Here is a 26,377-nt window from a genome sequence, read left to right as displayed (position 1 = left end):
GGACGACACCGTGAACGAATGGCTGCTATTCTATCCGCCCAATAGCACTGAAATTTTCGCTGGCGCGGCAATTTGTGCGCAGTTTGCGCTTGCAGCGAAAAAAACTGATGACCGCCTTGGGCTCTCTCCGGACCTTAGCCGCGCGATGCACCAATGACTGCTCACTGGATCGCCTTGTGTGTGTCTGTTGGTTTTTGGTAAAATTCCTTGTCGATTTCCCAATCGAAGGGGTTAGTTAACCAACCGTCAGCAATCACGTTCGAAACCGCATGCCCGGCTGCTGTTCAGACGTTGATCTGGGCCTAGCCACGTCCTGCCAAGTGGGACGATCCTCTTTGCTGACATACAAGCGCATGTCATTGCGGTGCCGCGTCATTGCCACGTAGGTCAGCGGATCATCCATCGTCCTTGACGCCAGCACATAGGCCTGATCCACGGTCACACCCTGCGACTTGTGGATCGTGACGGCATAGCCATGATCAAAAGAACGGAACTGGACAGGATCGAACGACACCCGGCCACCGTCATCCAGATCAACCGTGATCTTCGTATCGCTGGCATGGCGGACTGTACCAAGGATGCCGTTTTTGACGCCGATGTCGCGGTCATTGGCGGTGAACACGACGCGGTCGCGCGCGGCAAACTCACGCGGTCCTTGATCGGTGGTTAGCAACGGACCTTCTGCAAGGTCTCCAGCAAACTTCAATGTCTCGCGCACAGATTGGTTAAGCGCGTGCACATCTCGGCGGCGGTGGGCCAGGATCAAACGAGATGTATCCGGTGCAGCAGCGCGATCCGTCAGATAGTCTTGGGTCAAATGCGCAATCGCGCTGTTTTGCGACGGTGCGGGGGTGACGCAGCCTTTCGCAGCATAGGCCGCCACAGCTTGAGTGATCCGGCCTGCTGCCAAATCACCTGTGGCGTCTTTTTGCCAGCCCGATGTCTGGCGGTGCACTTCGGAAAGCCATGCAGCCCCGTGGCGGTCAATTAACCCTCGAAACGGCTGCCCAGCTTCAATTGGGGGCAATTGATCCGGATCGCCGACCAAAACCAATTTTGTACCGATCTCGTCAATCTTGTGGGCGATCCGGTCCAGTTGGCGTGTGCCGACCATGCCCGCCTCATCAATGACCAACACGTCGCCGGGTTTGATCGGTTCATGGCCATTGGCCCAACTGAGTTCCAGCGACGCCAAAGTGCGGCTGGCGATGCCCGAGGCCCCTTGCAGACCTGCTGCGGCTTTGCCGGACAGGGCTGCGCCGTGGACGGTGATCTCGGCCTTTGCCCATGCATCATTGGCGGCAGCAAGGATCGTGCTTTTGCCCGTGCCCGCACGCCCAACAACCATCGACAGGCGCGACGTGTCGGTCATCTGGACCACTGCGTTGCGTTGTTCGTTGCTGAGAACCGCGCTAAATTTGGCCAATACTCGGTTCTGCGTAGTGACCGCGTGTTCAATCTGCTGGCGCTTTGGTGCTTTGCAACGCCGCATTAAAAGAGTGCGAGACGTCGATTGCAGGCGCGTGTCCGCGTGAACGTAATCACGCGTGGTAAAGCGGCGCTCATTGCCTTCCATGCGCAATAGGTCTGGCGCGGCAAGTACGGCTTTCTTCGCACTCAATGCAGAGAGCGGATCAGGGAATATCTTGGCCAGAGCGCGGCTGATATCACGCTCGGTGAAGGCCGCGTTGAAATACCCAAGACGATCCAAAAGGCGCACGGGGTTCGCCCTGATTTGGGCATCCGTGACGGGGCCTGTCGCCTCGCGGGCGAAGAACGTTTGTCTTGGGTCGGCGGGGATGGTGCCCGCGAACTGATCTTTTAATTTGCCTTTGAGTGGCGGTGCGGCCCCCGTCAGTTGCGCAACCATCACGTCACGCTCAGCGCGCAGATCACCCACAAGGCCAAAGGCCGCACGCCGCAGCTCAGTGCGTTTGGCCTCCAATACACGGCGCTCGTTTAACTGCGTGCGGCGCAAGTCATGCCATTCGGCAGCTTGCTCTGTATCGAGGCGCGTCTTGAGCGCTCGAAGATCTTTCCGCCGTTGACCGGACTTCGTGATTTGATCCCACAATCCGGCAAGCCCGCCACGGGTTGGCATGATCTGCGCAACAGCGTCAGCGCGGGCTTTTACATGTGTGCGTTTTAGCGCCTCACGCGCAGAACGGTGCGCCTTGATCTGTGCTTGGCGCTTTTTATCAAGCGCGCGGCGTTGCTCTGAAAGGCCGGATCGTATCTCGCGTGCCGCTTGCGCAAAGCGAGCGGTGGCATCTTGGGCAAGGTTTGAACGGGCCGTTTCGACGCCGGGCAATGCATCTGCATCCCCCAGCTTTGCGCGTACCTCTTTGGTTTTGACACCAACGGCGCGTGCAACGGCGATGATCTGTCCATGGGCAGTAACAATCACATGCCCACGCCTGTCACCGCGCGCCAAGGCAAACCCGTGTTCAGCCAAGGCCGCTTGAAACGCGGCTTTGCCATCGCTGACCTCCCAGCACTGCTTGATCAACTGCCTTTGATCGATGGCATTGCGTCCACGCCGTTTGGCGGCCTGCCATTCGGCAAGGGAAACGCGGTCCTGTGACGCAAGGGCTGGATCATCGAACCCCTTGGGCAGATCGAATCCATGCTCCAGAAAAAGTTCTTTGCTCACGCCCATCAACTTGCGTTTGTAATGCGCAAGGTTCTTGGCCGTCATCGTTTGGGCGTCGATCCTCGACCAGACGATGTGCGCATGTCTGCGCCCGTCTTTCTCATGAAAGACGATGGCGCGGGGATGGCCCTTGAGGCCATGCGCACGCTCAATTTTGTAGGCCGCTGCGCGAAAGTCTTTGTCCGTCAGTTCGGCGCTGCGCTCAGGTGGCGGATTAACCGACACGCTGAAATACGGCTGCACACAGCGCGTGCCGGATGCCACAGCCTCAACCTCAGCAAAGGCCCCTGCGAGGTCATCGCTCAGGAATCCACGCAATTGATGCACGGTGATGTGGTCATTGTCCTGTGCGTTCAACAGGTGCAGCGCTAAAGCTCTGCCACCACTGCGCTGGCTGCCTTTGAGGATCATGGCGCTTTCCCCAGCGCCTGCATCAGCATCGCGCGCACGTCCTCTAAAAGCGCTGCGCAGGTATCCAGTTTGTCTGTCGTTGTGGCGTCTGCGACATCTCTGTCGGCATCTTTGAAAGACTGTACCAAGGGATGCAAAGACAGGCGCGCCAAGATCGCAGCCAAATCACGTTGATCCGCCTTCGGTCTGCGCAAAGGCTTTGCCCGCTGCGCCGCAACCTCGCCCAAAGCCGCTTTACGCACAAAAGCGCTCAATGCCGTATCACCCGCCTTGGCCTGCAAAAGGGCATACTCCTGCGGCGTGAACCGAATGGTCAGGCGGTGATCGGTTTTGGCGGGCATGGCGTCTCGGGTCAGAAATTGAAAAACCCGCCCTCGGAAACGAGGGCGGGTTGGTTGGGTTGTGTTTGAAAGTGAACGTGGTGGCGGGCGTCAGTTGGGCGGATCAGGTTCGCTTGCGCAGTCATCCACAGGAGAGTCAGGCCGCGCGGTTAATAATTCTTCCCAACGCTCAAGTTCGCTGAAAAACTCGTCCCAATGGTTCGAACAAGCTCCGCTATGCTCCGCCATCCTGTCACTGCGCTACCGCCTCCGGCTCCTTGAGCGCGATGGCTCGGGTTCGACCTTGGTCCGAACCACTCCGCCATGCCTAACGTCGACGATTTCGGCCCTGGATCGGTTTGCGAAAATACACGACGCGGTCCGTTTCGTCGAAACCGAGCGCGCGGTGGAAGGCGTGGCTTGCCACGTTGTCGAGATGGGCGTCCGACGCCAGTTCCGAGCAGTCCCTGTCTTGCGCCCACGATTGGACCGACTGCAACAGCGCCCGACCAATGCCTGCGCCTTGCAGGTCCGGGCGCACAAAGATGCCCTCCAGAAATGCCACCGGTGAAGTCTCGCAGCCGTTGACGTGATCGTGGCGCAAGGTCGCTTCGGCAAAGGCGCGGGTGTGTGTTTTATCGACAGCGTCCAGAAACACGATGGCCGCGCCGGGCGATTTGGCGAGCATCGCCGCCGCCTCGGCCCGGTGTGCGTCCAGTGGCGTATCGGCCCAGAGTTGCGCGCGCAGCGCGACCCAAGCCTCGATGTCGGACGAAGTGGCGATGCGGATCGGCATGGGGCAATTCTGCGCAGGTTTCGCAGCATCTGCAACGTACCCCTCCGCGACGGATCGGGGCGATCTTATCGCTACGCGTCGGACTTCGTATGGGTGCGCACGCCGATTCCGATCGCCGGGCGCTTGTTGCCGGGCAGGTTCGGATCGCTGCCCCAGATCGCCTGATAGGTGTCGGTTGCGCGGCCCTGCGCCTGCAACCATGCGAATGCGGCCACCAGCACCAGATACCAAAGACCCAGGGCGATCCACATCCAGTTCGGTCCGTTGGCCTGCCAAAGCCCGGTGAAAACTGCCACGCAGGACAGCAACCACGCCACATAGCCAAGCGATTTGTGCGCATATTCAAAGACAAGGCGGCGGGGCGTCATGTCATAGTGATCGCCGCGCATCTGCCTGTCGGTGGGGCCCCCCTTGCTGCCGCGCAGGATGCCGCCCACGACCTGCGTTGCCGTCAGCGCGAGCACCGTCCAGCCGATACATGCGTGCGGCCCGGGCAGCACGGCCACTGTCTGCGGACGCCACAGGATGAGCAGCAGGGCGGCGATCATGAACACCGTCGCGCCGTATTGAACGACCCGGTGGGTGATCCACCACGCCTGATTGTCGAGTTCGATGGGCCAATTCTGCCGGGGTGTGATCTTGTAGAACCGGGCGGCGATGATCCCGATGGGCACGCAGACCGCCCAGGCCAGCACCATCAGCCGCGCGTGATAGGCCAGCGCCGCCCCGACGGCGTGGGCGCGGGATGGATCGACCGGGGCCAGTAGCCACTCCCACATCGGGTCAACCTTTGACCGCACCGGCTGTCATGCCGGTGATAATCTGGCGCGAGGCAAAGAGGGTAAAGATGATCGGCGGGATGGCGAGCAGCATGCCCGTGGCCATGATGACCCCCCATTCCACATTGAACTCGGACATGTTGTTCACGATCAGGATCGGCACCGTCTTGGTGTCGCGGTCCGACAGGGCCGAGGCCAGCAGGTATTCGTTCCACGCGATGCGGAAGGTAAAGATGGCCGCCGCGGCAAGCCCCGGTTTGATCAGGGGCAGGACGACGCGGAAAAACACCTGAAAGGGCGTCGCGCCATCGACCCGCGCTGCCTCTTCCAGCGAATAGGGGACCTGCACGATGAAACTTTGCAGGATCCAGATCACGAAGGGCAGGTTCATCGCCACATAGATCAGGATGATGCCTGAGTGTGTACCCGCAAGGCACACATCCCCGCGCCCGCCAAAGGTCTCGCGGATCAACCCGCCCAGGAGTGCATCATTGCCGAGGCAAAATTCATTGTTCCACAGCCCGAAAACCGGCACCAGCAACACCGCCGGGGGCACCATACGCACCATCAGCGTGGTCAGAGAGGCGGTGTCGCGCCCCATGAAGCGGAACCGCACGAGAGCATAGGCGGCCATGCACCCGATCACCAACGTCAGCGCGGTCGACACCAGCGCAATGATCAGTGAATTGATAAAGGCCCCGCCAAACTTCAGCGCGCAAAAGTCGAGGTGGTCCAACTCGTAAGGCAGGATATCGCACAGCGCCGTCTCGTAATTCTGGATCGTGGGCATGAAGAGCAGGCCGGATGTGCCTGAAATGATGTCTACATCCAGCTTGAACGAGTTGATGAACATCAGCGCGATCGGCCCGACGGCCATAAAGATCAGCCCGACCAGAAGTGCGTAGTAGCCGGGGTGCTGGCGCTCATATGTGGGATGGGCCATCAGCCGTCCTCCGCTGCGGCGCGCAGGCGGGCGGCGCGGGCTTCTTGCAATTTGGTGTAGGCAAACATCGCCCCCGTCAGGATCAACAGCAGGATCAGCAGGTAGTTCGACATTGCCGCCGCCACCCCAAGTTCGCGGAACTCGGTTGCGGTGCGCGAGATACGCAGGGCCAGAATTTCGGTGGACAGACCCGGGCAGCCCTCGGTCATCACGAGGATCACCTCGAGCACTTTGAAGGCGTCGATCATGCGCAAGAGGGCTGTGACAATCAGCACGGGCATCATCAGCGGCAGCTTGATGTGCCAGATCTGTTGCCAGCCGGTGGCTCCGTCGATGCGCGCCGCTTCGAGCGCGGATTGGGGCAGGGATTGCAGCGCCGCAAGCGATAGGATGAAGATAAACGGCGTCCACTGCCAGATGTCCGCCAAGATCACCGAAAACAGCGCGTTCTGGCCCAACCAGTCCACCCCTTCGATGCCCACCTTTTCAAGCATCCGGTTAAAGGTCCCAACCGTGGGGTGATACATGTAGCGCCACATGAGGCCGACCACGACGGGCGCGATCATCATCGGCAAAATGAACAGGGTGCGCAAAACGGACATGCCGCGAATATTGCGATCCAGCAGCAGGGCCAAACCGACGCCCAACAGCATCTCGATACTCACGACCGAGACGGCGAATTTCAGGGTGACCCCAAGGCTCTCGCGAAAGGCCGCGTCATTCCAAAGCGTGATGTAGTTCTTGAGGCCAACAAACTCGGTCTCACCGATCTGCTGGCTCGGGTTCCAGGCGCGAAAGCTGCCCCAGATCATGTAGGCCAGCGGATAAAGCAGCGCGATGCCCATGATCAGGGCAGCAGGGGCCATGAAGATGTAAGGGGTCAGGCGGTTGAGCCGGGCGGTGCGCATCTGCATATGTCCTGAGAAATCAAAGGTGGGCGGGCCCGCGACAGGCCCACCCCAGGGAGAAACCTTACTGCCAGGTGTAATACCCGGCATCTTCCATCACGGCGCGCGTCCGCTCGGCTACGCCATCCAAAGCCTCTTGAATATCGAGTTCTTCGGTCAGTACCTTGGACATTGTCGTGCCGATATCGGCATTGATCTTGCCCCAGACGGGGATGATCGGGTGCCAGTCGGGATCGGCATATTTCAGCGCCTCACCAAAGGTGGCCGAGAAGGGGTACTTCTCGTTCAACTCCGCGTTCTGATAGGTCGAGAAGCGCGACGGGTTGCCACCATTCATCGCCACCATCAGATCGCCTTCTTTCGAGGTGAGCCATTGCATCAACAGGAACGCCGCTTCTTTGTTCTCGGCGTTCTTGGGGATCGCGATGCCAAACCCACCGGTCTGGCTGCCGCGGCGCACGCCTTCGGGGTGCATCGCATAGCCGACCTTGCCCACGACCTTGGAGCGGTCGGGATCCTCGAAACCGGGCATGAAGGCGATGGAGTCAAGGAACATCGCCGCGTCCCCGTTCGAAAACGCGTTGGCCGCCTCGGCAGGGCCGAAGGCCAGCGATCCTTCGGGGCCGCAATCGACGATGGTTTTCAGGGCCGTGGCCGCCTCGGCACCGGCGTCGTTGTTGATGATCGGGTTCCACGCATCGTCAAAGACACGACCGCCAAGGGGGGCGAGGTGCAACAGGAACGCGTGAGAGGCCTGGTGGCCGGAGGCCGCACGCGAGGCCATACCGCCCATGCCATCCTCAAGTTCGGGGATCTTGCAGGCTGCATCAAGCATCTGGTCATAGGTTTCGGGCTCGGGCAGCCCGTGCTTTTCAAAGATGTCCTTGCGATAGGCCAGCACCGAGGTTTCGGACCCGAACGGGATACCGAACAGCGAGCCGGTAGGACCGGGCAGGTACCCCTTGGTGCCGCCCGCAACGCCGATGTTCTGGACGTAGCCGCCGATCAGGTCATTCGCGTCATAGTTCGGTTTGGCCAGCTTGGGGTTCATGAAATACTTGGCGAGGTTTTCGAGCTGATCGGCAAACACGTAGTCCGCCTTGGAAAACACCACGTAGGAGATGAGGTCATATTCGCCCTCGTCCTGCGCCAGTTCGAGCGTCTGGCGCTAGCGCATCTTGAGGTAGGGCAGTTGGTCCACCTCGACCTCGATGCCGGTCTGCTTGGTGAATTCGGGCAGTACTTGGATCGCGGCGTTGTAGTGCGGGTGCGCGGGGAAGTTCACTACCAGCGTCGTGCCTTCGTATTCCGCGTAAGGATTGGCAAAAAGCGCGCCCGCGCTGATGGCCAGTGCGGCGGTGGTCGCCGTCAATGTCGTCTTGAAATTCAGCATATTTGGTTCCTCCCTTGTGCCGTCGTTTTTATCGGGTCACAGCCGCAGACCGCTGGCGCGATCAAAGACCATGATTTCGTCGGTGTTCACCGCAAATGTGTGCGTCTGGCCCGCAGGCAGGGGCGCGATGCTGGGAATTTCGACCAGCATTTCGGCCGATCCACACCGCGTGGACAGCACCGATTGCGCACCCAGATATTCGGACACCACGATATGCAGATCCATCGTCGCCTCCGCCTCGGGCGTGTTGATCGCGAAGGCCGAAGGGCGCAGGCCGACGGTCACATCGCGCGCTGTCGCATCCTTGACCCGTGCGGCGGTTTCAGCGCCAAGGGGCAGGTGAAAGCCCGCGCCTTTGACCCCGAGCACGCCGTTTTCTTCGATGATCTGCCCCTCGATGAAGTTCATCGGGGGTGAGCCGATGAACCCTGCTACGAACAGATTGACCGGAGACTTGAACAACTCTTCGGGCGTGCCCTGTTGTTGCACGACCCCTTCGGACATCACGATGATCCGGTCGCCCAAGGTCATCGCCTCGACCTGATCGTGGGTGACATAGACCATGTTCTTGTCGATGCGGTCGCGCATTTCAGCCAGTTCCGTGCGCATCTTGCCGCGCAGCTTGGCGTCGAGGTTCGACAATGGCTCATCAAACAGGAAGGTGCCCGCATCGCGCACCAGCGCACGGCCCATCGCAACACGCTGACGCTGCCCGCCGGACAGTTCCGCCGGCTTGCGCTCAAGCAGATGGCCGATGCCAAGAATATCGGCGACGTTCTGCACCTTTTCATTGATCTCGGCCTTGGGGCCCTTGGCCAGACGCAGCGCAAAGGACATGTTGCGCGCGATGTTCATGTGCGGGTAAAGCGCGTAGTCCTGAAACACCATCGCGATGTCGCGCTCCTCGGGCTCAAGCGCGCTGATGGGTTTGCCGTCAAAGAAAATCTCGCCCCCCGAGAGGGTCTCAAGACCTGCCAGAATACGCAATGTCTTTGACTTGCCGCATCCTGATGGGCCAACCAGCACCGTGAATTCGCCATCATTCAATGTGAGGTCGAGGGGCGGCAACACCCGTACCGATCCATAGCTTTTTTCGACCTTGTCGAAAACGATTTCTGGCACGTTTCCCCCCGAACACATGACCACATTTCAGGCCGTGAACGTGACACGGTGTGCACAATCCACAAACCCCGCTTGCTGATTTACAGCGTTAACCTTAACGTATCTGTATGGGTTGAATGGCCGAAAAACGCATTACACATGCCGCCACGGCGCACGGAAAAAAGGCATCGTTCTCAAAGACATAGCGGACGTGGCGCAGGTCAGCTTGATAACCGTGTCACGCGCCTTGCGCGGTGTGGATGGGGTGTCGGAAGCCAAGCGCGCGCAGATCCTGAAAATCGCCCGGCGTCTGAATTACATGCCCAACAGCAGCGCGCGTTCACTGGTTACGATGAACTCGGATCTGATCGGGATCTCGGTGCCCAACCTGTTCAACAACGTCTTTGCCGAGATCATGGCGAGCATGCGCGGCACCTTTGACAGTGCGGGGTTCTCGAGCGTCGTGGACACCTCGGAATATGATGTGAATATCGAATTTGCATGGGCGGAACGGCTACTGACATGGCGTCCGGCGGGCATGATCCTGACGGGCACGCATCACCACCCCGCCTTGCGCGACGCGTTGCGCCGTGCGGGGGTTCCAACGCTTCAGATTTGGGACGTGACCGATGACCCGATTGATGTCTGCGTCGGTATTGACCACCACGCCGCCGGGCAAGAGGTCGCGCAATACTGCCGTGATCTGGGCTATGCCCGGCCCGGCTTTGTGGGCACCGCCGAAGGGCGCGACACGCGGGCTGAGGCGCGCCTGAGCGGGTTTGCGGCCCGCTATGCCGCTGCGGGGCGGGGCGAGGTGCGGATTGCGCGATCAGGGGATCGCAATCCGTTTGTGGCGGGTCAAAATGCGACGCGCGACATCCTGAACGGGCCCGCACACAGCCGTGCTGACGTGATCTTTTACCTCAACGACCATCTCGCTTTCGGAGGGCTGACGGCCTGCCAGACCGCGGGGCTGTCCGTGCCGGATGAGATCGGCATCGTGGCTTCAACTCGTTGGATTTGACGGCTGTTCTGCCGGTGCCCCTGACCACGGTGCGCACGCCGTTGCAGGCAATGGGGACGACAGGCGCGCGTCATTTGCTGGCGCGTATTCACGGTGTGGCCGCAGCGCGGCGCGTGGCGCTGCCGGTTGAATTGGTGGTGGGGGCGACGACGAAACCACAGGCTTAGGGGTGCCGTCTGCCGATTTGATCAGTCGAATGGCCGCATTTCCACGCCCCATATTGCACCTTGCCGCGCCATGGCCGAAATGCCACCGTTCCGGAGAAACCAGATCACACGCGGTGCGCATATGACCGATCATCATGGGGCCAAACTCGACTTTGCCAAGGACATGTCTTACGGCGACTACCTTGGGTTGGATGCGCTGCTTGACGCGCAGCACCCCCGCTCGGACGCCCATGACGAGATGCTGTTTATCATTCAGCACCAGACCTCGGAGCTATGGATGCGCCTTGCTATTCACGAGCTTCAGACCGCACGCAACGCGATCAGTGGGGGTGATCTGCGGCCCGCGTTCAAAATGCTCGCCCGCGTGGCGCGGATATTCGAGCAGTTGAACGGCGCGTGGGATGTGCTGCGCACCATGACACCCAGTGAATACACAACCTTCCGCCCCAGCCTTGGCAACTCGTCGGGGTTTCAATCGAACCAATATCGCATGATCGAATTCCTGCTCGGGAACCGGCAGGTCGCGCTGAAAAAAGTGCACGAACACAAGCCCGAAGCCCATGCCGTCCTTGAGGCGGAACTGGCGCAGCCGAGTCTCTATCAGGTTGCGCTGAGTTTGCTGGCACAGCGCCTTGACGTACCGGATCCGGCGGGTGAGCCGAGCCACAGCGCGTGGGTGCCGCAACCCGTCATTCAGGACCTTTGGCAGCAGGTCTATGAGCATCCGCGCGCGCATTGGGAACTTTATGAACTGGCCGAAAAGCTGGTCGATCTCGAGGATTACTTCCGTCGCTGGCGCTTTAATCATGTCACCACCGTCGAGCGGATCATCGGGTTCAAACGGGGCACCGGCGGGACGGTCGGCGTTGCCTACTTGCGCAAAATGCTCGAGGTTGAGCTGTTTCCCGAACTCTGGCACGTGAGAGGTGCGTTGTAGATGGTTCTGAATAAAGCGTTTTTCGATTTGCCCGAGGGGATGATCTATCTGGATGGCAACTCGCTTGGGCCGTTGCCGAAATCGGTGAAAGCACGGGTCGCCTCCATGCTTGCGGATGAATGGGGTGCCCAGCTGATCAAGGGCTGGAACAGTGCCGGTTGGATGGCGCAACCCAGTGTGATCGGCGATAAAGTGGGCCGCCTGATCGGAGCCCCGGAAGGCACGGTGGTGATGGGGGACACGCTGTCGGTCAAGGTCTACCAGGCCGTGGCCGCCGCTCTCAAGATGCGTCCCGATCGCCGTATAATATTGAGTGATTCCGGAAACTTCCCCACCGACCTTTACATGGTTGAGGGGCTGATCCGCACGCTGGATGCGGGCTATGAGTTGCGGGTGGTCGACCCGGAAGACGTCGCAGGCGCGATCGATGACACGATCGCTGCGGTGATGCTGACCCAAGTGGATTATCGCACGGGCCGGATGCATGATATGATGGCCCTGACCCAAGCCGCGCATGCGGCAGGTGCGGTGATGATCTGGGATCTGGCGCATAGCGCAGGGGCCGTCCCGGTGGATGTCGTGGGTTGTGCCTGTGAATTCGCGGTAGGCTGCACCTACAAATACCTTAATGGCGGCCCCGGCGCGCCTGCATTTATATATGTTCGCAAGGACTTGTCCGACACAATTAATCCCGCTTTGGCCGGGTGGCTGGGCCATGATGCGCCCTTTGCTTTCGACATCAGCTACCGCCCTGCGCCGGGCATCGAGCGGATGCGCGTTGGGACCCCTCCGGTCATTCAGATGGCGGCCCTTGAGGCCGCGCTTGAGGTCTGGGAGGACGTCGATATGTCCGATTTGCGCGCTGCATCGGTGGCATTGCAGGAAACCTTCATCAAGGAAGTTGAGGCGCGCGTGCCCGAATTGACGCTCGCCAGTCCGCGCGACAGTGCGCGGCGTGGCAGCCAGGTGTCCTTCGCGTTCGAGCAGGGCTATGCGGCGATGCAGGCGCTCATCGCGCGCGACGTGATCGGCGATTTCCGCGCACCGAACATTATGCGTTTTGGCTTTACGCCGCTTTATGTCGATCACGACGATGTGCGCCGCGCGGTCGATCGTATCGAGACGGTTATGCGCGACCGGCTGTGGGACAACCCGGACTATCTGACCAGATCGCGGGTCACATGACCGCTTGACATCCATGGTCGCAATCGCAGTCAATCACGCACACAAACAGGGCCGCAAAGCGGCTGAGACCTCAGGGGGAGAAAAGACATGATGTTCAAAAAGTTGGTGGTCGCCGCATGCGTTGCGACACTTGGTACCGGCGCGTTGGCCGATGGGCACAGCGGCAAGATCAAGGTGGGCATGATCACGACCCTTTCGGGCGGCGGCGCGGGCCTTGGGATCGACGTGCGCGACGGATTCCTGCTGGCGACGAAGGGCAATGAGGCGATTGAGACGGTGATTGAAGACGATCAGCGCAAGCCCGACATCGCCGTGCAACTGGCCGACAAGATGATCCAGTCCGAAAAGGTGGACGTGATGACCGGGATCATCTGGTCAAACCTTGCCATGGCCGTGGTGCCGTCGGCCACTGCGCAGGGCAAGTTCTATGTCAGCCCCAATGCAGGGCCGTCCGCGCTGGCGGGCAAGGGGTGCCATCCCCTCTATTTCAACGTGGCATGGCAGAACGACGCCTATCACGAGGCCGCAGGCAAGTGGGCGGCGGAGAACGGGGTAAAGAGCGCCTTCATCATGGCACCCAACTACCCCGCAGGTCAGGACGCATTGACGGGCTTCAAGCGTGGCTTTGGCGGTGACATTGATCAGGAGATTTTCACCCAACTCGGCCAGACCGACTATGCCGCCGAGATTGCGCAACTGCGCGCCAGCGATGCCGACACCCTGTTTTTCTTCCTGCCGGGCGGCATGGGCATTTCGTTCATGAAGCAATTGGCTGGATCGGGTGTTGAGAAAAACATCGTCGGCCCCGCCTTCAGCTTTGACCAAGGCATTCTGGGGGCCATTGGCGATGCCGCTTTGGGTGTGAAGAATACAGCACACTGGGCCAAGGACACGGACAATCCTGCTAACGCGAAATTCGTGGCCGATTTTCAGGCAGAATACGGGCGTTTGCCATCGATCTATGCCGCTCAAGGTTACGACACCGGATTGCTGCTGGCGAGTGCGGTGGCGGCTGCGGATGTGAATGATCAGGACGCCTTTCGTGCGGCTCTGCAAGCGGCTGAATTTGACAGCGTGCGCGGGTCGTTCAGCTTTGCGCCGAACCAGCACCCGGTGCAGGACATCGTGCTGCGCGAAGTTGTCAAAGAAGGTGACATAGTAACCAACCGCACCTTGGGTGTTGCTGCGGCAAACTACAGCGATCCCTACGGCGTCGATTGCCAGATGTAACGGGCGGGTGCGCTCTGTCCCGCACCCACTTCCCATATGTATATCAAAGGGCTGTCGCGTGAGGTTCATGCGATAGTGATGGCTTGATGACGCCGATTTTACTGATCGAACAGGTGCTGAACGGGGTGCAGTCGGGGATCATGCTGTTCCTGATGGCCGCCGGTCTGACGCTGATCTTTGGCGTCATGGGGCTGATCAATCTGGCGCACGGATCACTGTATATGATCGGTGCGTTTGCAGCCGCCGCAGTGGCGGGCGCAACGGGGTCGTTTGTGCTGGCCCTTGCCGCAAGCCTTGCGGCGGCTGCGGTTGCCGGGGCTATCATCGAGATGGTCGTGATCCGCCGTCTTTATGACCGTGACCACCTTGATCAGGTGCTGGCCACCTTTGCGCTGATCCTGATCCTGTCGGAAGGGACGCGGTGGGCGTTTGGGTCGTTCCCGCTCTACCTTGATGTGCCTGCCGCGCTGGCAGGGCCGGTCATGTTGCCGGGGGGGATCGCATACCCGGCCTACCGTTTGCTGATCATCGCAGTGGGCCTTGCGGTCGCGGTTGGGCTGTTCCAGTTGATTGCGCGCACCCGCATCGGCATTCAAATCCGCGCAGGCGAAAGTGATCGCGAGATGATCGGGGCCCTGGGCGTTGATATCTCTCGGCTTTACACGATTGTCTTTGCACTTGGCGCGGCTCTTGCAGGATTAGCCGGGGCTTTGGTGGGGGCGATCCAGTCAGTTCAGGTCGGGATGGGAGAGCCTGTCCTGATCCTCGCCTTTGTGGTCATCGTGATCGGCGGGATCGGGTCGATCAAGGGGGCGCTGGTGGGCGCATTGCTGGTGGGTCTGACCGACACGTTGGGCGGGGTGCTATTGCCGGTGCTCTTTGGCCTGTTCGTCGACAGCGCGACGGCCACGTCCGTGGGTGCGGCGCTGGCGTCCATGTCGATCTACATCCTCATGGCCGGGGTGCTGATATTCCGCCCGACCGGCCTGTATGGAACCACATGATGCGCACGGAGAATATCCTCAATACGTTGATTTTCCTGACCTTGCCGGGCATCGCGCTGGCCGCTTTGGCCCTGGACGAACCGTTTATCATCACGCTGGCCACGCGCGCGGCGATCCTGGCCTTGGCCGCCGCGGGGCTGAACCTTGCGCTTGGTCTGGGCGGTCTGGTCAGCCTCGGGCATGCGGTGTTCTTCGGGATCGGCGGCTATGCGATGGCCATTCTGGCGAGCCACGCCCAAAGCTATACCCCGATCATCGACAGTTGGGTCCTGATCGAAGGCACCAAAACCATGCCGGTCATCTGGCTGGTGGCGATCCTCACAAGCGCGCTCGTGGCGCTGTGCATCGGGTTGCTGTGTTTGCGCACCTCGGGCGTCTATTTCATCATGATCACGCTCGCCTTTGGGCAGATGTTTTACTATTTCGCGATCTCCTGGCCGGCATATGGTGGCGAGGATGGGCTGAGCATCTATGTCCGAAACGACTTTCCCGGCCTGAACACACACGTGCCGATTCAGTTCTTTGGGATCGTGTTCGCGCTGCTGGCACTGACCCTATGGGGCATGGGCCGCATCGCGCGCGCACCCTTTGGGCTGGCGCTGAGTGCCGCGCGCCAGAACGCGGAGCGGGTGGAGACAGTCGGCATCAGCCCGTTTCGCCTGCGCCTTGTCGCCTTCGTGATTTCGGGCGCGGTCACGGGGCTGGCCGGGGCGCTGTTTGCCGACCTCAACCGCTTTGTGTCGCCCACGATGTTCAGTTGGCAGATGTCGGGTGAGTTCATCATCTTCATTGTGCTGGGCGGCATTGGTCGATTGTTCGGCCCGGTGGTGGGGGCCTGCCTGTTTGTGGCCCTTGAACATGTGCTGGGCGGGGTGAGTGAGTATTGGCTGATCTATGTCGGCGCCGTGTTGTTGTTGGTCGTGCTGTTTGCGCGGGGCGGAGTGATCGGATCGCTTGTGGGGCGCGAGGTGGCGCATGAGTGATCCGGTGCTTGATATTCGCGGCGTGTCCAAGTCGTTCGGGGCGTTGAAGGCGACAGATGATGTGACGCTTTCGCTGAAAAATGGCGCGATTCACGCGCTGATCGGCCCCAATGGGGCGGGTAAGTCCACCTTGATCAAACAGATCGCGGGCGGCTTGGCCTCGGATGCGGGTGAGGTATTCTTTGACGGTCAGAACATCACGGACTGGACGACAGTGGCCCGGTCGCGCGCAGGTCTTGGCCGTACGTTTCAGGTCAGCGCCCTCGCGATGGAGATGACGGTGTTGCAGAACGCGATGCTCGGGGCATTGGGCGCGCAGGGCGGTGTATGGCAGTTTATCCGACCCGTTCTGGGCAACAGGGCCGTGCGCACCCGTGCCGAGGCCGCCCTGCACCGCGTCGGCCTGCAAGATGTCGCCGCCAAGCGCGCCTCTGATCTTAGCCACGGTGCGCGCCGTCTGCTTGAGGTCGCCGTGGCGCTGACCTTGCAGCCGCGTGCCTTTCTGATGGACGAGCCGATGGCGGGCCTTGGGGCGGAAGGGTCCAAACGCATGACGGGGTTTCTGGATGAGCTGCGTCATGAGGCTCCGATCCTGCTGGTCGAACATGACATGGATGCGGTCTTTGCGCTCGCGGATCGCATTTCGGTGCTGGTCTATGGGCGCATCATCGCGACGGGCACACCGGACGACATCCGCGCCCATCCCGAGGTGCGCAGCGCCTATCTGGGTGACGAGGTGAGCGCATGAGCCTGCTTGAGATGCGCGGGATCGAAGCGTCCTATGGGGCCAGCCAAGCGCTGTTTGGCGTCGATCTGAGTGTGGAAGCGGGTGAGGTTGTCGCCTTGATGGGGCGCAATGGGATGGGCAAATCCTCGACCATCAAGGTGTTGTTTCAAATGCTGAAAGCCGTGCGGGGATCGGTGCGGTTTGCGGGGCGGGACTTGGTCGGGGTGCCGTCCCATGTGGCCGCGCGCGCAGGCCTGGGCCTGGTGCCCGAGGGGCGGCGTTGTTTTGGCCCGCTCACGGTGCAGGAAAATCTGATTGCAGCGGCGCGACCGGGGCATTGGGATGTCGCGGCTGTCTCGGCTCTGTTTCCGCGCCTGGCCGAGCGGCGCGATCAGGTGGCGCGCAGCCTGTCGGGGGGCGAGCAGCAAATGCTGGCGATTGGGCGTGCATTGATGACCAATCCGCGCCTTTTGGTGCTGGATGAGGCGACCGAGGGCCTGGCCCCCGTGGTGCGACAGGAAATCTGGGCCGCCTTGGGCACGTTGAAGGTCGAAGCGGGCCTGTCGCTGCTGGTCGTTGACAAGTCGCTGGCCGAACTCAGCCGGATTGCCGACCGGGCGGTGGTGCTGGAACGCGGACGTTCGGTCTGGAGCGGGGAGATCGCGGCCCTCTCATCCGACATCGCGGACACCTATCTGGGGGTGTGATCCGGGCCGCTGGTCGGACGCTGTTTGCTGGCGCAAAGCCGCCCCGCCCACCGACCCATTACCCGTTCTGCCGTCCGAACCGGCCCGCCAAGGTGGTGATCGTGAAAATGCCCGCCGCCACACAGACGATTGTCGGCCCTGTGGGGGTGTCGAACTGGAATGCCGCGCCCAGACCCGCAATGGCCGCGACACTGCCGATCAATGCGGTCAACAGCGCCATGATCTCGGGCGTGCGCGCAAGGGGGCGGGCGGCGGCGGGCGGGATGACCAACAGTGCGCCGATCAGCAAGGCTCCGACCGCCTTGATCGCGACGGCGACAGTGACAGCCAGAGCGATCGTGATCACCAGCTGCTCGGCGCGAAACGAAATGCCGCTGGCCTGTGCCAGATCAGGGTTCAGCGTGGCCGTGAGCAGCCGTTGCCAGCGCCACAGCATCAAGCTGATTACCACTGCCGCCCCGCCCCAGATGACCGCAAGGTCTGCCTTGGACACGGCCAAAATGTCGCCAAACAGATAGGCCATCAGATCGACTCGCACGCCGGACAGGAACGACACCGCGACCAGCCCGACCGCAAGGGCCGAATGGGCGGTGACCCCCAGCAACGTATCCTCGGCCAGACCGCGCCCGGACAGGGTCTGCACCATCAGCGCCATCAGCAGCGCAGCGCAGAGCACCCCGAGCATGATCGGCCCTTGCAGCGCCAGCGACATCGCAACACCAAGGAGGGCGGCGTGGGCTGTCGCGTCTCCGAAATAGGCCATGCGCCGCCACACCACAAAGCAGCCCAAGGGCGCAGCCGCCAGCGCCGTGCCAATCCCGGCAAGTCCCGCACGCACCAGAAAATCGTCAAGCATGGTCATGCTCGTGGTCGTGATCATGCGCGTGGTCATGGTCGTGCCGGTAAATCGCAAACGCGCCTTGGGTGCCGGTGCCAAAGAGAGCCTGGTATTCGGGGGCGTCCTGCACCACGTCCGGCGTGCCTTCACAACAGACATGGCCATTCAGGCACAACACCCGGTCCGAGGCCGCCATGACCACGTGCAGATCATGGCTGACCATCAGCACGGCGCAGCCCAGATCGCGCCGCACATCCGCGATCTGCTGGTAAAACGCCGCCGCGCCGGGCTGGTCCAACCCTTGCGTGGCCTCATCAAGGATCAAAAGGTCCGGTGCCATCAACAGCGCCCGCGCCAGCAGGACGCGCTGAAACTGCCCACCGGAGAGGGCGCGCATTTGAGTGCCTGCCAGAGAGGGCACACCGGCCTCGGTCAGCGCTCGTGCCATGGCGTCCTTGCTGTGACGATGAGGCAGGCACAGGAACCGCGCTACCGTCAGCGGCAACAACCCGTCCATATGCAGCGTTTGTGGCACATATCCGATCCGGAGGTTGTCCAGAGTGTCCACGGTGCCGGCTTCCGGTTTAAGTGCGCCGATCAAACCTTTGACAAGAGTAGATTTTCCCGATCCGTTGGGGCCGACAAGCGTGACGATTTCGCCGCGGTCGATATGCATGTTCACATCGCGCAGCACAGTCTTGCCCGCCTGTTTCAGCGTCAGACCGGTGGTGGTGATCAGGCGCATGGGGCCTCTTGGCATTGCGGGCACAGGCCCAAAGCCTCGACCACTGTGCGGCTGATGGCGAACCCGGCGGCGCGGGCGGCTTCGCCCAGGCGTCCCTGGGTGGCTGTGGTTTCCGCTTCGGCCACCGACTTGCAGGAGGTGCAGATCAGGAAGGCCGGGCTGTGATCGGCCCCGAAATGGGCGCAGGCGATGTAGGCGTTCAGCCCCTCGATCTTGTGCGCAAAACCGGCGGAGGTTAGGAAATCAAGCGCGCGGTAGGCGACGGGCGGGGCGGTGCCCAGTCCATCCTTGGCCAGGACCGCCAGCAGATCATAGGCCCCGAGCGCGCGGTGCTCGGCCAGCAAAATCTCCAGCGCACGCCGCCGTATGGGCGTGAGTTTCAGCTTGTGCTCCGCACAATAGGCATCCGCCTGCGCCAGCGTTGTGCGGATGCAGTCGGTGTGATCGTGGGGTTGGAACCCGAAGGCTGTCATGGCGCTGTCCTGAATAAGCCTGCATCTTTCGGCTTGATATGTTATAGTATTACATTTAGCAAGAGCGCAGAAATGTTATGATATAACGTACGAATTGGAGATCAGGATGCGGGCGATTCTCGTGACGGCATGTGTGTGGGGTGGGACGGCTGCGGCTGAAGTTCCGAAAGTGGCGGTCGATATTGCACCGGTGCATTCCATTGTGGCCGCTGTGATGGGCGATCTTGGGCAGCCGGATTTGATCGTCGCGCCCGGCGCCTCGCCGCACGGCTACAGCATGCGCCCCTCCGAGGCTCGCGCGCTGGACCAGGCTGACGTTGTTGTCTGGGTGGGCGAAGGGCTGGCCCCATGGCTTGAGGGTCTGATCACGGAGCTTGCGGCAGGGGCAGAGGTGATCGAGCTGCTTGATTTGCCGGGCACTCAATTGCTCGAGATGCGCGAGAACGCCGCCTTTGGCAGTCACGACGACCATGATCATGGGGCCAAACATGAGGCGCATGACCACGACGATCACGATGATCACGCACAGGAGGCGAAGGCGGAGCACGACCACGATGATCGTGATGAGCACGCCCATGATGACGATGCCCACCATGAGCACGCAGACGAGGTGAAGGCAGACGCCGATCACGACCACGCCCACGACGAACACGCGCATGATGGCCACGCCGGTGAGGCCTATAACGATGACGCGGACCAAGACCACGCGGACGCCCACGCAGGCCACGATCACGGTGCCTTTGATCCGCACGCCTGGCTCGACCCGCAAAACGCCGTAATCTGGGCGCAGGCCATTGCACAGGTATTTGCGGAAAAGGACCCCGAAAACGGTGATGTCTATGCATCGAATGCGGCAGCTTTTTCGTCTGATATGAACGCCTTGCAGGGTGAAATTACATCAATGCTAGCCCCCGTGGTGGGCCGCCCCTTTGTCGTGTTCCACGACGCCTATCACTACTTTGAAAACCGCTTCGGGGTCGAAGCTGTCGGCGCTGTGTCCGCCAGCGACGCTGCTGCGCCAAGTCCTGCTCGGGTAGCTGAGTTGCGCGACGAGGTTGCCGAGTTCGACGCCGTCTGCGCCATGCGCGAGCCGCAATTTGCAGGTGGCATGCTCGACGCGCTTGGCACCATCAAGCTTGGTGAGATGGACCCGATGGGGGCCGCCCTTGAGGTCGGACCAACGCTTTATCCGGCATTGCTGCGCGGTATGGCCACGTCGCTAGCGGATTGTCTGAAATAGGTGGCGCTCAGGCGGCTTTCTCCTCGCGCAGTTGATCCAGCAGCGCGGGGATTTCTTTTTTGAAGCGGAAGAATCCGTGAGTTGCATGCGGCCACGCGGCGCTGTCATAGGGGCGGCGGATTTGCACAAGGTCCGGCGCATCCGGCATGTCGGACAGTGCGCCAAACAGATCCGCCACAGGCCCCACGGGCGCGTAAGGTGTCACGATCTGCTCTGCGTCTGTGCGCGCAATCCATGCCATCAGATCATCCGGCGTTGCAGCCGTTTTTGAAATGCTCCCAAGGGGTGAGGCGTAGCGATCCATCATATCCTCAAGGGCACCGTCGGCGAATGCTGTGACGTGGGGCGCAACCTCAAGCGGGGAAAGATGCGACCGGGTGCGCAGGATCGTGGTCACCGCAGGGCGCAAACCGGCATCGATCAGGTAGGATGGGCTCATATCCGCGTCATGCAGGATCAGCGCGGTCCGCTTGGCCGGATCAAACCGCCCCGCCTCGGGCAAGGCCGAGACCGGCGGGACGGGTGGCCCCGAGAGCGCGACAGCCTCGCCCGCAAGCTGCCATTTTGGCGCAAACCGCCCTTCTGTAAATTTCGAGATGTTGGAGGTGCGGGCGAGATAGGTCTTGCCCGGCGTCTGAATCCCCGCCACCCATCGCCAGCCGAGCGTGTTGGACGCGGGATCACCATCCAGCAAGTGACGCAAGAAGAAATCCGCCCCCAACTCCCACGGCAAACGCAACGTGAAAATCCAGATCGAGGCGAACCACATCCGGGCGTGATTGTGCAAATATCCTGTTTCGACAAGCTCTTGTGCCCAGGCGTTAAAGCACGCAATCTCTGTTTGGCCGGTGCAGGCCGCCTCCCATCGGTCACGCAGGCCCGCCTGTGTCTGCACATCATTCAGCGCCTGTTTCAGCGCGCTTTTGTACTGGCCCCAGACGGCCGGGCGCATCTCCAGCCAGCCTTTCCAGTAGGTCCGCCAGAACACCTCCTGGATGAACTTTTCCGCCGCTGCGGGGCTGTGACGTCCGAGGGTGGCATGCAGCACCTCGGTCTCGGTGATCAGACGCGCGCGCAGATAGGGCGATAGCGTCGACACGCCCGCATGCCCATCCCGACCCAGATCATAGTTGCGCCGGGCGGCATAGTCGCGCCCGGCGTGGGGCACGAAGCGCTGCAAACGCTCAAGGGCGGCGGTGCGGGTGGGGGGAAAACGGGTCAATGCGTCACTCATGGCGGGCGACGTAGCGGGCAGTTAAGCGGCTTCAAGCGCGCAGGTGCCCTTGCAGGTCCCAAAAGGCGATACTAAGACTCGGGTAACTTGTTTGCGGGTATGGTCTCGCAAATATTCGACGAGGCAGGACTCCATGCGCGATCCCATTGAACAATTCCAACACGTCACCAATAATCTGGTCCCGATGGTGGTCGAGCAGACCAGCCGGGGCGAACGGGCCTATGATATCTTTTCGCGCCTGCTGAAAGAGCGGATCATTTTCATCAACGGCCCGATCCACAGCGGGATGAGCCACCTGATCGTCGCCCAGTTGTTGCACCTTGAGGCGGAAAACCCCTCCAAGGAGATCAGCATGTATGTAAACTCGCCCGGTGGCGAAGTGACAGCCGGTTTTTCGATCTATGACACGATGCAGTACATTCGGCCCAAGGTTTCGACGCTGATTTGCGGCATGGCGGCATCCATGGGGTCGGCCATCGCGATCGGGGGTGAGCCTGGCATGCGCTTCGCGTTGCCCAACTCCGAAATCATGGTTCACCAGCCCTCAGGGGGTTCGCAGGGTATGGCCGCCGACATCCTGATTTCGGCCCGCCACATCGAACAGACCCGCGAGCGGATGTATCAGATGTACGTCAAACATTCCGGTCAGGACTATGAAACGGTCCAGAAAGCAATGGACCGCGACACTTGGATGACGCCCGAAGAGGCGAAGGAATGGGGCCACGTCGATGAAATCGTCGAAAGCCGTGGCAAGGCGGAAGACGCGGACGCCTGATGCGTGCACGCCCCTGTGACAGGGGTGTCCGTGACGCGGTCCGGGCTGACGCAAGGGCCGCGCAAAAAGACGATTGTGGACCCCGCAGGGCTGGCCTAAGCTGGCAGTCACGCGGGGCGCGCCGGGCGGGATTCCGGCACCAGAAATTGCGGCATCCAGCCGGGAAGGACGCGACATGGCCACGAATTCGAGCGGCGACAGCAAAAACACCCTCTACTGCAGCTTTTGCGGCAAGAGCCAGCACGAAGTGCGCAAACTGATTGCGGGCCCCACCGTGTTCATCTGCGATGAGTGCGTCGAGCTGTGCATGGACATCATCCGCGAGGAAACCAAAGCGTCCGGCCTCAAATCCACCGACGGTGTGCCGACCCCCAAGGATATCTGCGGCGTGCTTGACGATTACGTCATTGGCCAGGCGACGGCCAAGCGCGTGTTGTCCGTGGCCGTGCACAACCACTACAAACGCCTCAATCACGCCCAGAAGGGCGGCGATATCGAGCTGGCGAAATCCAACATCCTGCTGATCGGCCCCACGGGGTGCGGCAAGACCTTGCTGGCGCAGACGCTGGCGCGCATTCTGGATGTGCCGTTCACCATGGCGGATGCCACGACCCTGACCGAAGCGGGCTATGTCGGTGAAGATGTCGAAAACATCATCCTCAAGCTGCTCCAGTCCTCGGAATACAATGTCGAACGGGCCCAACGCGGCATCGTCTATATCGACGAGGTCGACAAGATCACGCGCAAATCCGAAAACCCCTCGATCACCCGCGACGTATCGGGTGAGGGCGTGCAGCAGGCGTTGCTCAAACTGATGGAAGGCACCGTTGCCTCCGTGCCCCCGCAAGGCGGGCGCAAGCATCCGCAGCAGGAATTCCTTCAAGTGGACACAACCAACATCCTGTTCATCTGCGGCGGGGCCTTTGCGGGTCTCGACAAGATCATCGCGGCGCGTGGCAAAGGCTCGGCCATGGGCTTTGGCGCGGATGTGCGTGACAATGATGATCGCGGCGTGGGCGAGATCTTTACCGATCTCGAACCCGAAGACCTGTTGAAATTCGGTCTGATCCCTGAATTTGTGGGTCGTTTGCCGGTTCTGGCGACGCTTGAGGATCTGGATGAGGATGCGCTTGTCACCATCCTGACCGCGCCCAAGAACGCGTTGGTGAAACAGTACCAGCGCCTGTTCGAACTCGAAGACACCGAACTGACCTTTACCGACGACGCCCTCAGCGCCATCGCCAAACGCGCGATTGAGCGCAAGACAGGTGCGCGGGGTCTGCGCTCGATCCTCGAAGATATCCTGCTCGACACAATGTTCGAATTGCCGGGTCTTGAGTCGGTGACCGAAGTGGTCGTGAACGAAGAGGCAGTGAACTCGGACGCCGCGCCGCTCATGATTCACGCGGATGCGGAGAAAGAGCCTGCCTCGGCTGGTTGAACGAGGTGCGTCGCTGAACAAAAAGGGCGTGCTTGCGGGCGCGCTTTTTTCACATCCCCCGTAAGGCGTGCCTGTGGCACGCCCAAAAACCAGAGGCCGGACATGACCATCAAACGCATCTCCTCGGGCGGTGAGTTCGAACCCAAAGTAGGCTATTGCCGCGCCGTTGTCGCAGGCGGTTGGGTGCACGTGGCGGGCACCGTGGGGCAGGGCGAGACGGTCACCGATCAGTGTCGCGATGCGCTCAAAACCATCCACGCAGCACTCCTCGAGGCGGGGGCTGACTGGCAGAACGTGGTGCGCGTCACCTATATGCTGCCGGACCGGGCTGAGTTCGAACCGTGCTGGCCGATCCTGTCGGCGACCTTTGGTGCGCATCCACCTGCGGCCACGATGATTGAATGCGGGCTGCTTGATCCCAAGTTCCGGATCGAGATCGAAGTGACTGCGCTGATCCCTGCCTGATGCGCGCGCGTGTCCTCTGGACGGCGCGCGCGCGATACGGCATAGACTTACCCAAAGCGTCGGAGGCGAAACATGGGCATTCTCAACACTTTGCTGCGGTCAGTGACCTGGTGGAACGGGCAGACGCTGAACACGCAACTGTTCACGTGGCGCAAGGGCACCAAAGTCGGTGCCGACAGCGAGGGCAACACATTCTACAAGAATGCCGATGACAGCAAACGGTGGGTGATTTTCAATGGCGAGGCCGAGGCCAGCCGCATTGACCCCGAATGGCACGGCTGGTTGCACCGCACATGGAACGAGCCGCCAACCGACAAACCGCTGAAGCGCAAAGACTGGGAAAAGCCACATCAGCCGAACCTCACAGGGACCGCCATGGCCTATGCGCCTGCCGGCTCACTGCGCCGGGTCGAGCCTGCGGACCGGTCCGATTACGAAGCCTGGACCCCGGAATAGGGACGCAGCTGTGGCGGAAAACACCGCAGAAGTGCTTGTGGGGGGCGTCGTACTGGCGGCGGCAATCGGGTTTGCGGTCTATGGCGCGCAGGTTGCGGGCCTGGGCAATGCAGGCGCCGCCACATACCCGCTCAATGCCAGCTTTCGCAGCCTTGAGGGCGTGACAGTGGGCACCGATGTGCGTCTGGCCGGGGTCAAGGTCGGCACGGTGACGGATGTGGATCTGAACCCCGAAACCTACCGCGCCGACACGATTGTGTCTCTGCGCGCCACCACCCAAATCCCCGACGACAGCGCCATCGTAATCAGTTCCGAGGGCTTGTTGGGCGGCAATTTCGTGGAAATCGTGCCCGGTGGGTCTCCCTTCTATTACGAGCCGGGGGACGAGATCACCGACACCCAAGGCGCGGTCAGCCTGATCTCCCTGCTGTTGAAATTTGTCTCCGGAGGCGACAGCGAATGAAAATGCACGCCGCGCTTGTTATTGGCATGTTGCTTGCCACCAGTGCTGGTGCGCAGCAAGAGACGGAGACCGCGACGGGTGCTGTCCTGCGCGGCCTTGATAAATTCAGCGGCAATGTGGTCGATATCGAAATGCGATCAGGGTTAACCGCGACATTTGAACGTCTGAACATCACCCTGACCGAATGCCGCTATCCGGCGGGCAACCTGTCTGGCAACGCCTTTGCAGGTCTTGAAATCACCGAGACGGGTCGTGATGGCACCGTGTTTTCAGGCTGGATGATCGCGTCCGCCCCGGCGCTCAACGCGATGGAACACGCCCGTTACGACGTTTGGGTCATCCGCTGCACAACCTCTTGAAGCGTCGCCTGAGGCACGTTTGAGAACGCAGCCTCCTGCCGCATGGCTTGCGCCAGTTTCCGGTGATAGGCGGCGCGGGTGATTTCAATAGCCCCAAGGCTGGCCAGATGCGGCGTGATGAACTGGGTGTCAAATAATGTGAATCTGGCGCGCAGCAGGTGATCGACCGCCGCCGCCAGTGCCATTTTTGATCCGTTGGTGGCGCGCGAGAACATGCTTTCCCCAAAAAACGCGGTGCCAAGCGTCACCCCGTAGACCCCGCCGACCAACCGCGCCTCGTCCCAGACTTCAAAGGAGTGGGCGTGGCCGATCTGGTGCAACTCCAGATACAGGCGGTGGATGTCGGGGTTGATCCACGTATCAATCCGGTCGGCGCAGCCATCGACCACAGCCTCAAACGCGGTATTGGTCTGCAAGCGCCAGTCGGTGCGCCGCATGTCGCGCATCAGCGACCGCGACATGTGAAAGCCGTCTAGCGGCAGCACCCCACGCAGTTTGGGATCGACCCAGAAAATCTCGGGATCATCACGCGATTCTGCCATGGGAAAGATGCCCGAGGCGTAGCCTTGCAGCAGCAGTTCCGGGGTCAGGACCCGCTCTGTCATGTCATCCCGTTGCCT

General features: G+C 61.2%; 28 protein-coding genes and 1 pseudogene. 15 read left to right on the top strand and 14 right to left on the bottom strand.

From position 1 onward, the window contains the following. Positions 1–253: 253 nt before the first annotated feature. The 9 genes from Q0908_RS09080 to Q0908_RS09040 form a co-directional block, all read right to left on the bottom strand. A complete protein-coding gene (locus tag Q0908_RS09080) occupies positions 254–3,064 on the bottom strand; it encodes an AAA family ATPase (RefSeq protein ID WP_299283265.1) in 2,811 nt (936 codons plus the stop codon). Continuing rightward, a complete protein-coding gene (locus Q0908_RS09075) occupies positions 3,061–3,345 on the bottom strand; it encodes a hypothetical protein (protein ID WP_299283263.1) in 285 nt (94 codons plus the stop codon). Before Q0908_RS09075 ends, Q0908_RS09080 begins: the two co-directional genes overlap by 4 nt. Positions 3,346–3,712: 367 nt before the next feature. Continuing rightward, positions 3,713–4,180, bottom strand: coding sequence for an aminoglycoside 6'-N-acetyltransferase (gene aac(6') / locus Q0908_RS09070; RefSeq protein WP_299283260.1), 468 nt, complete (start codon positions 4,178–4,180; stop codon positions 3,713–3,715). Between the two features lie 71 nt (positions 4,181–4,251). Continuing rightward, on the bottom strand, positions 4,252–4,959 hold the full coding sequence (locus tag Q0908_RS09065; protein WP_299283257.1) for a cytochrome b561 domain-containing protein: 708 nt from the start codon (positions 4,957–4,959) through the stop codon (positions 4,252–4,254). A 4-nt stretch (positions 4,960–4,963) separates the two neighbouring features. Beyond that, positions 4,964–5,902 (bottom strand): carbohydrate ABC transporter permease, encoded by a 939-nt coding sequence (locus Q0908_RS09060; RefSeq protein WP_299283254.1) that lies wholly within the window; start codon positions 5,900–5,902, stop codon positions 4,964–4,966. Continuing rightward, the gene (locus Q0908_RS09055) at positions 5,902–6,810 is read right to left on the bottom strand and encodes a sugar ABC transporter permease (RefSeq protein ID WP_299283251.1); all 909 of its coding nucleotides are present in this window, start codon (positions 6,808–6,810) and stop codon (positions 5,902–5,904) included. The genes Q0908_RS09060 and Q0908_RS09055 overlap by 1 nt, the downstream gene beginning before the upstream one ends. 64 nt (positions 6,811–6,874) lie before the next feature. Continuing rightward, positions 6,875–7,900, bottom strand: coding sequence for an extracellular solute-binding protein (locus tag Q0908_RS09050; RefSeq protein WP_299283248.1), 1,026 nt, complete (start codon positions 7,898–7,900; stop codon positions 6,875–6,877). A 78-nt stretch (positions 7,901–7,978) separates the two neighbouring features. Next, positions 7,979–8,203: a hypothetical protein gene (locus tag Q0908_RS09045; protein WP_299283246.1), complete on the bottom strand. Its 225-nt coding sequence runs from the start codon at positions 8,201–8,203 to the stop codon at positions 7,979–7,981. 36 nt (positions 8,204–8,239) lie between these two features. Beyond that, a complete protein-coding gene (locus tag Q0908_RS09040; protein ID WP_299283244.1) occupies positions 8,240–9,325 on the bottom strand; it encodes an ATP-binding cassette domain-containing protein in 1,086 nt (361 codons plus the stop codon). Between the two features lie 112 nt (positions 9,326–9,437). Between Q0908_RS09040 and Q0908_RS09035 the strand changes: the two are divergent. From Q0908_RS09035 to Q0908_RS08995, 8 genes and pseudogenes are all read left to right on the top strand, one after another. Then, positions 9,438–10,495, top strand: a pseudogene (locus Q0908_RS09035) (LacI family DNA-binding transcriptional regulator). Positions 10,496–10,616: 121 nt separating this feature from the next. Further along, positions 10,617–11,432: a tryptophan 2,3-dioxygenase family protein gene (locus tag Q0908_RS09025; protein ID WP_299283236.1), complete on the top strand. Its 816-nt coding sequence runs from the start codon at positions 10,617–10,619 to the stop codon at positions 11,430–11,432. Continuing rightward, on the top strand, positions 11,433–12,617 hold the full coding sequence (gene kynU / locus Q0908_RS09020; RefSeq protein WP_299283234.1) for a kynureninase: 1,185 nt from the start codon (positions 11,433–11,435) through the stop codon (positions 12,615–12,617). Between the two features lie 87 nt (positions 12,618–12,704). Further along, positions 12,705–13,847 (top strand): ABC transporter substrate-binding protein, encoded by a 1,143-nt coding sequence (locus tag Q0908_RS09015; protein WP_299283232.1) that lies wholly within the window; start codon positions 12,705–12,707, stop codon positions 13,845–13,847. A gap of 86 nt (positions 13,848–13,933) precedes the next feature. Next, on the top strand, positions 13,934–14,851 hold the full coding sequence (locus Q0908_RS09010) for a branched-chain amino acid ABC transporter permease (protein ID WP_299283231.1): 918 nt from the start codon (positions 13,934–13,936) through the stop codon (positions 14,849–14,851). Beyond that, the gene (locus tag Q0908_RS09005) at positions 14,851–15,834 is read left to right on the top strand and encodes a branched-chain amino acid ABC transporter permease (RefSeq protein WP_299283626.1); all 984 of its coding nucleotides are present in this window, start codon (positions 14,851–14,853) and stop codon (positions 15,832–15,834) included. Before Q0908_RS09010 ends, Q0908_RS09005 begins: the two co-directional genes overlap by 1 nt. Further along, on the top strand, positions 15,827–16,582 hold the full coding sequence (locus Q0908_RS09000; protein ID WP_299283229.1) for an ABC transporter ATP-binding protein: 756 nt from the start codon (positions 15,827–15,829) through the stop codon (positions 16,580–16,582). Before Q0908_RS09005 ends, Q0908_RS09000 begins: the two co-directional genes overlap by 8 nt. Continuing rightward, positions 16,579–17,268, top strand: a complete 690-nt coding sequence (locus Q0908_RS08995; protein ID WP_299283227.1) for an ABC transporter ATP-binding protein — start codon at positions 16,579–16,581, stop codon at positions 17,266–17,268. Before Q0908_RS09000 ends, Q0908_RS08995 begins: the two co-directional genes overlap by 4 nt. 58 nt (positions 17,269–17,326) lie before the next feature. On the opposite strand, the gene Q0908_RS08990 is transcribed toward Q0908_RS08995, so the two are convergent. Genes Q0908_RS08990 through Q0908_RS08980 form a run of 3 tightly spaced genes read right to left on the bottom strand, consistent with a single transcriptional unit; the run spans position 17,327 to position 19,324 of the window. Further along, positions 17,327–18,124, bottom strand: a complete 798-nt coding sequence (locus Q0908_RS08990) for a metal ABC transporter permease (RefSeq protein ID WP_299283624.1) — start codon at positions 18,122–18,124, stop codon at positions 17,327–17,329. Further along, positions 18,117–18,851, bottom strand: a complete 735-nt coding sequence (locus tag Q0908_RS08985) for a metal ABC transporter ATP-binding protein (protein WP_299283224.1) — start codon at positions 18,849–18,851, stop codon at positions 18,117–18,119. Before Q0908_RS08985 ends, Q0908_RS08990 begins: the two co-directional genes overlap by 8 nt. Next, positions 18,842–19,324, bottom strand: a complete 483-nt coding sequence (locus Q0908_RS08980) for a transcriptional repressor (RefSeq protein WP_299283221.1) — start codon at positions 19,322–19,324, stop codon at positions 18,842–18,844. Before Q0908_RS08980 ends, Q0908_RS08985 begins: the two co-directional genes overlap by 10 nt. 106 nt (positions 19,325–19,430) lie before the next feature. On the opposite strand from Q0908_RS08980, the gene Q0908_RS08975 reads away from it, so the two are divergent. Continuing rightward, positions 19,431–20,564 carry a zinc ABC transporter substrate-binding protein gene (locus tag Q0908_RS08975; RefSeq protein WP_299283219.1) on the top strand — a complete coding sequence of 378 codons (1,134 nt, stop codon included), beginning with the start codon at positions 19,431–19,433 and terminating at the stop codon, positions 20,562–20,564. A gap of 7 nt (positions 20,565–20,571) precedes the next feature. On the opposite strand, the gene Q0908_RS08970 is transcribed toward Q0908_RS08975, so the two are convergent. Further along, positions 20,572–21,786, bottom strand: coding sequence for an FAD-binding domain-containing protein (locus Q0908_RS08970; RefSeq protein ID WP_299283216.1), 1,215 nt, complete (start codon positions 21,784–21,786; stop codon positions 20,572–20,574). Between the two features lie 145 nt (positions 21,787–21,931). On the opposite strand from Q0908_RS08970, the gene Q0908_RS08965 reads away from it, so the two are divergent. The 6 genes from Q0908_RS08965 (at position 21,932) to Q0908_RS08940 (ending at position 25,757) form a co-directional block, all read left to right on the top strand. Further along, positions 21,932–22,573: an ATP-dependent Clp protease proteolytic subunit gene (locus tag Q0908_RS08965; protein ID WP_299283214.1), complete on the top strand. Its 642-nt coding sequence runs from the start codon at positions 21,932–21,934 to the stop codon at positions 22,571–22,573. A 175-nt stretch (positions 22,574–22,748) separates the two neighbouring features. Next, positions 22,749–24,014, top strand: a complete 1,266-nt coding sequence (gene clpX, locus Q0908_RS08960; protein WP_299283211.1) for an ATP-dependent Clp protease ATP-binding subunit ClpX — start codon at positions 22,749–22,751, stop codon at positions 24,012–24,014. A 102-nt stretch (positions 24,015–24,116) separates the two neighbouring features. Beyond that, positions 24,117–24,479, top strand: a complete 363-nt coding sequence (locus Q0908_RS08955) for a RidA family protein (protein WP_299283209.1) — start codon at positions 24,117–24,119, stop codon at positions 24,477–24,479. Between the two features lie 72 nt (positions 24,480–24,551). Beyond that, on the top strand, positions 24,552–24,935 hold the full coding sequence (locus Q0908_RS08950; RefSeq protein WP_299283207.1) for an NADH:ubiquinone oxidoreductase subunit NDUFA12: 384 nt from the start codon (positions 24,552–24,554) through the stop codon (positions 24,933–24,935). Between the two features lie 10 nt (positions 24,936–24,945). Then, positions 24,946–25,398 (top strand): outer membrane lipid asymmetry maintenance protein MlaD, encoded by a 453-nt coding sequence (gene mlaD / locus Q0908_RS08945; RefSeq protein ID WP_299283204.1) that lies wholly within the window; start codon positions 24,946–24,948, stop codon positions 25,396–25,398. Continuing rightward, on the top strand, positions 25,395–25,757 hold the full coding sequence (locus Q0908_RS08940) for a DUF2155 domain-containing protein (protein WP_366868940.1): 363 nt from the start codon (positions 25,395–25,397) through the stop codon (positions 25,755–25,757). Before mlaD ends, Q0908_RS08940 begins: the two co-directional genes overlap by 4 nt. On the opposite strand, the gene aat is transcribed toward Q0908_RS08940, so the two are convergent. Beyond that, complete coding sequence (gene aat, locus Q0908_RS08935) at positions 25,721–26,362, bottom strand: leucyl/phenylalanyl-tRNA--protein transferase (protein ID WP_299283202.1); 642 nt, start codon at positions 26,360–26,362, stop codon at positions 25,721–25,723. The two genes, Q0908_RS08940 and aat, sit on opposite strands and share 37 nt — an antisense overlap. Positions 26,363–26,377: the final 15 nt, after the last annotated feature.

The organism is uncultured Tateyamaria sp. (assembly GCF_947494755.1).
In the GTDB taxonomy this organism is placed as follows: Bacteria; Pseudomonadota; Alphaproteobacteria; order Rhodobacterales; family Rhodobacteraceae; genus Tateyamaria.
Note: the sequence above shows the minus strand (reverse complement) of the source record. Positions and strands in the feature narration are given on the sequence as shown.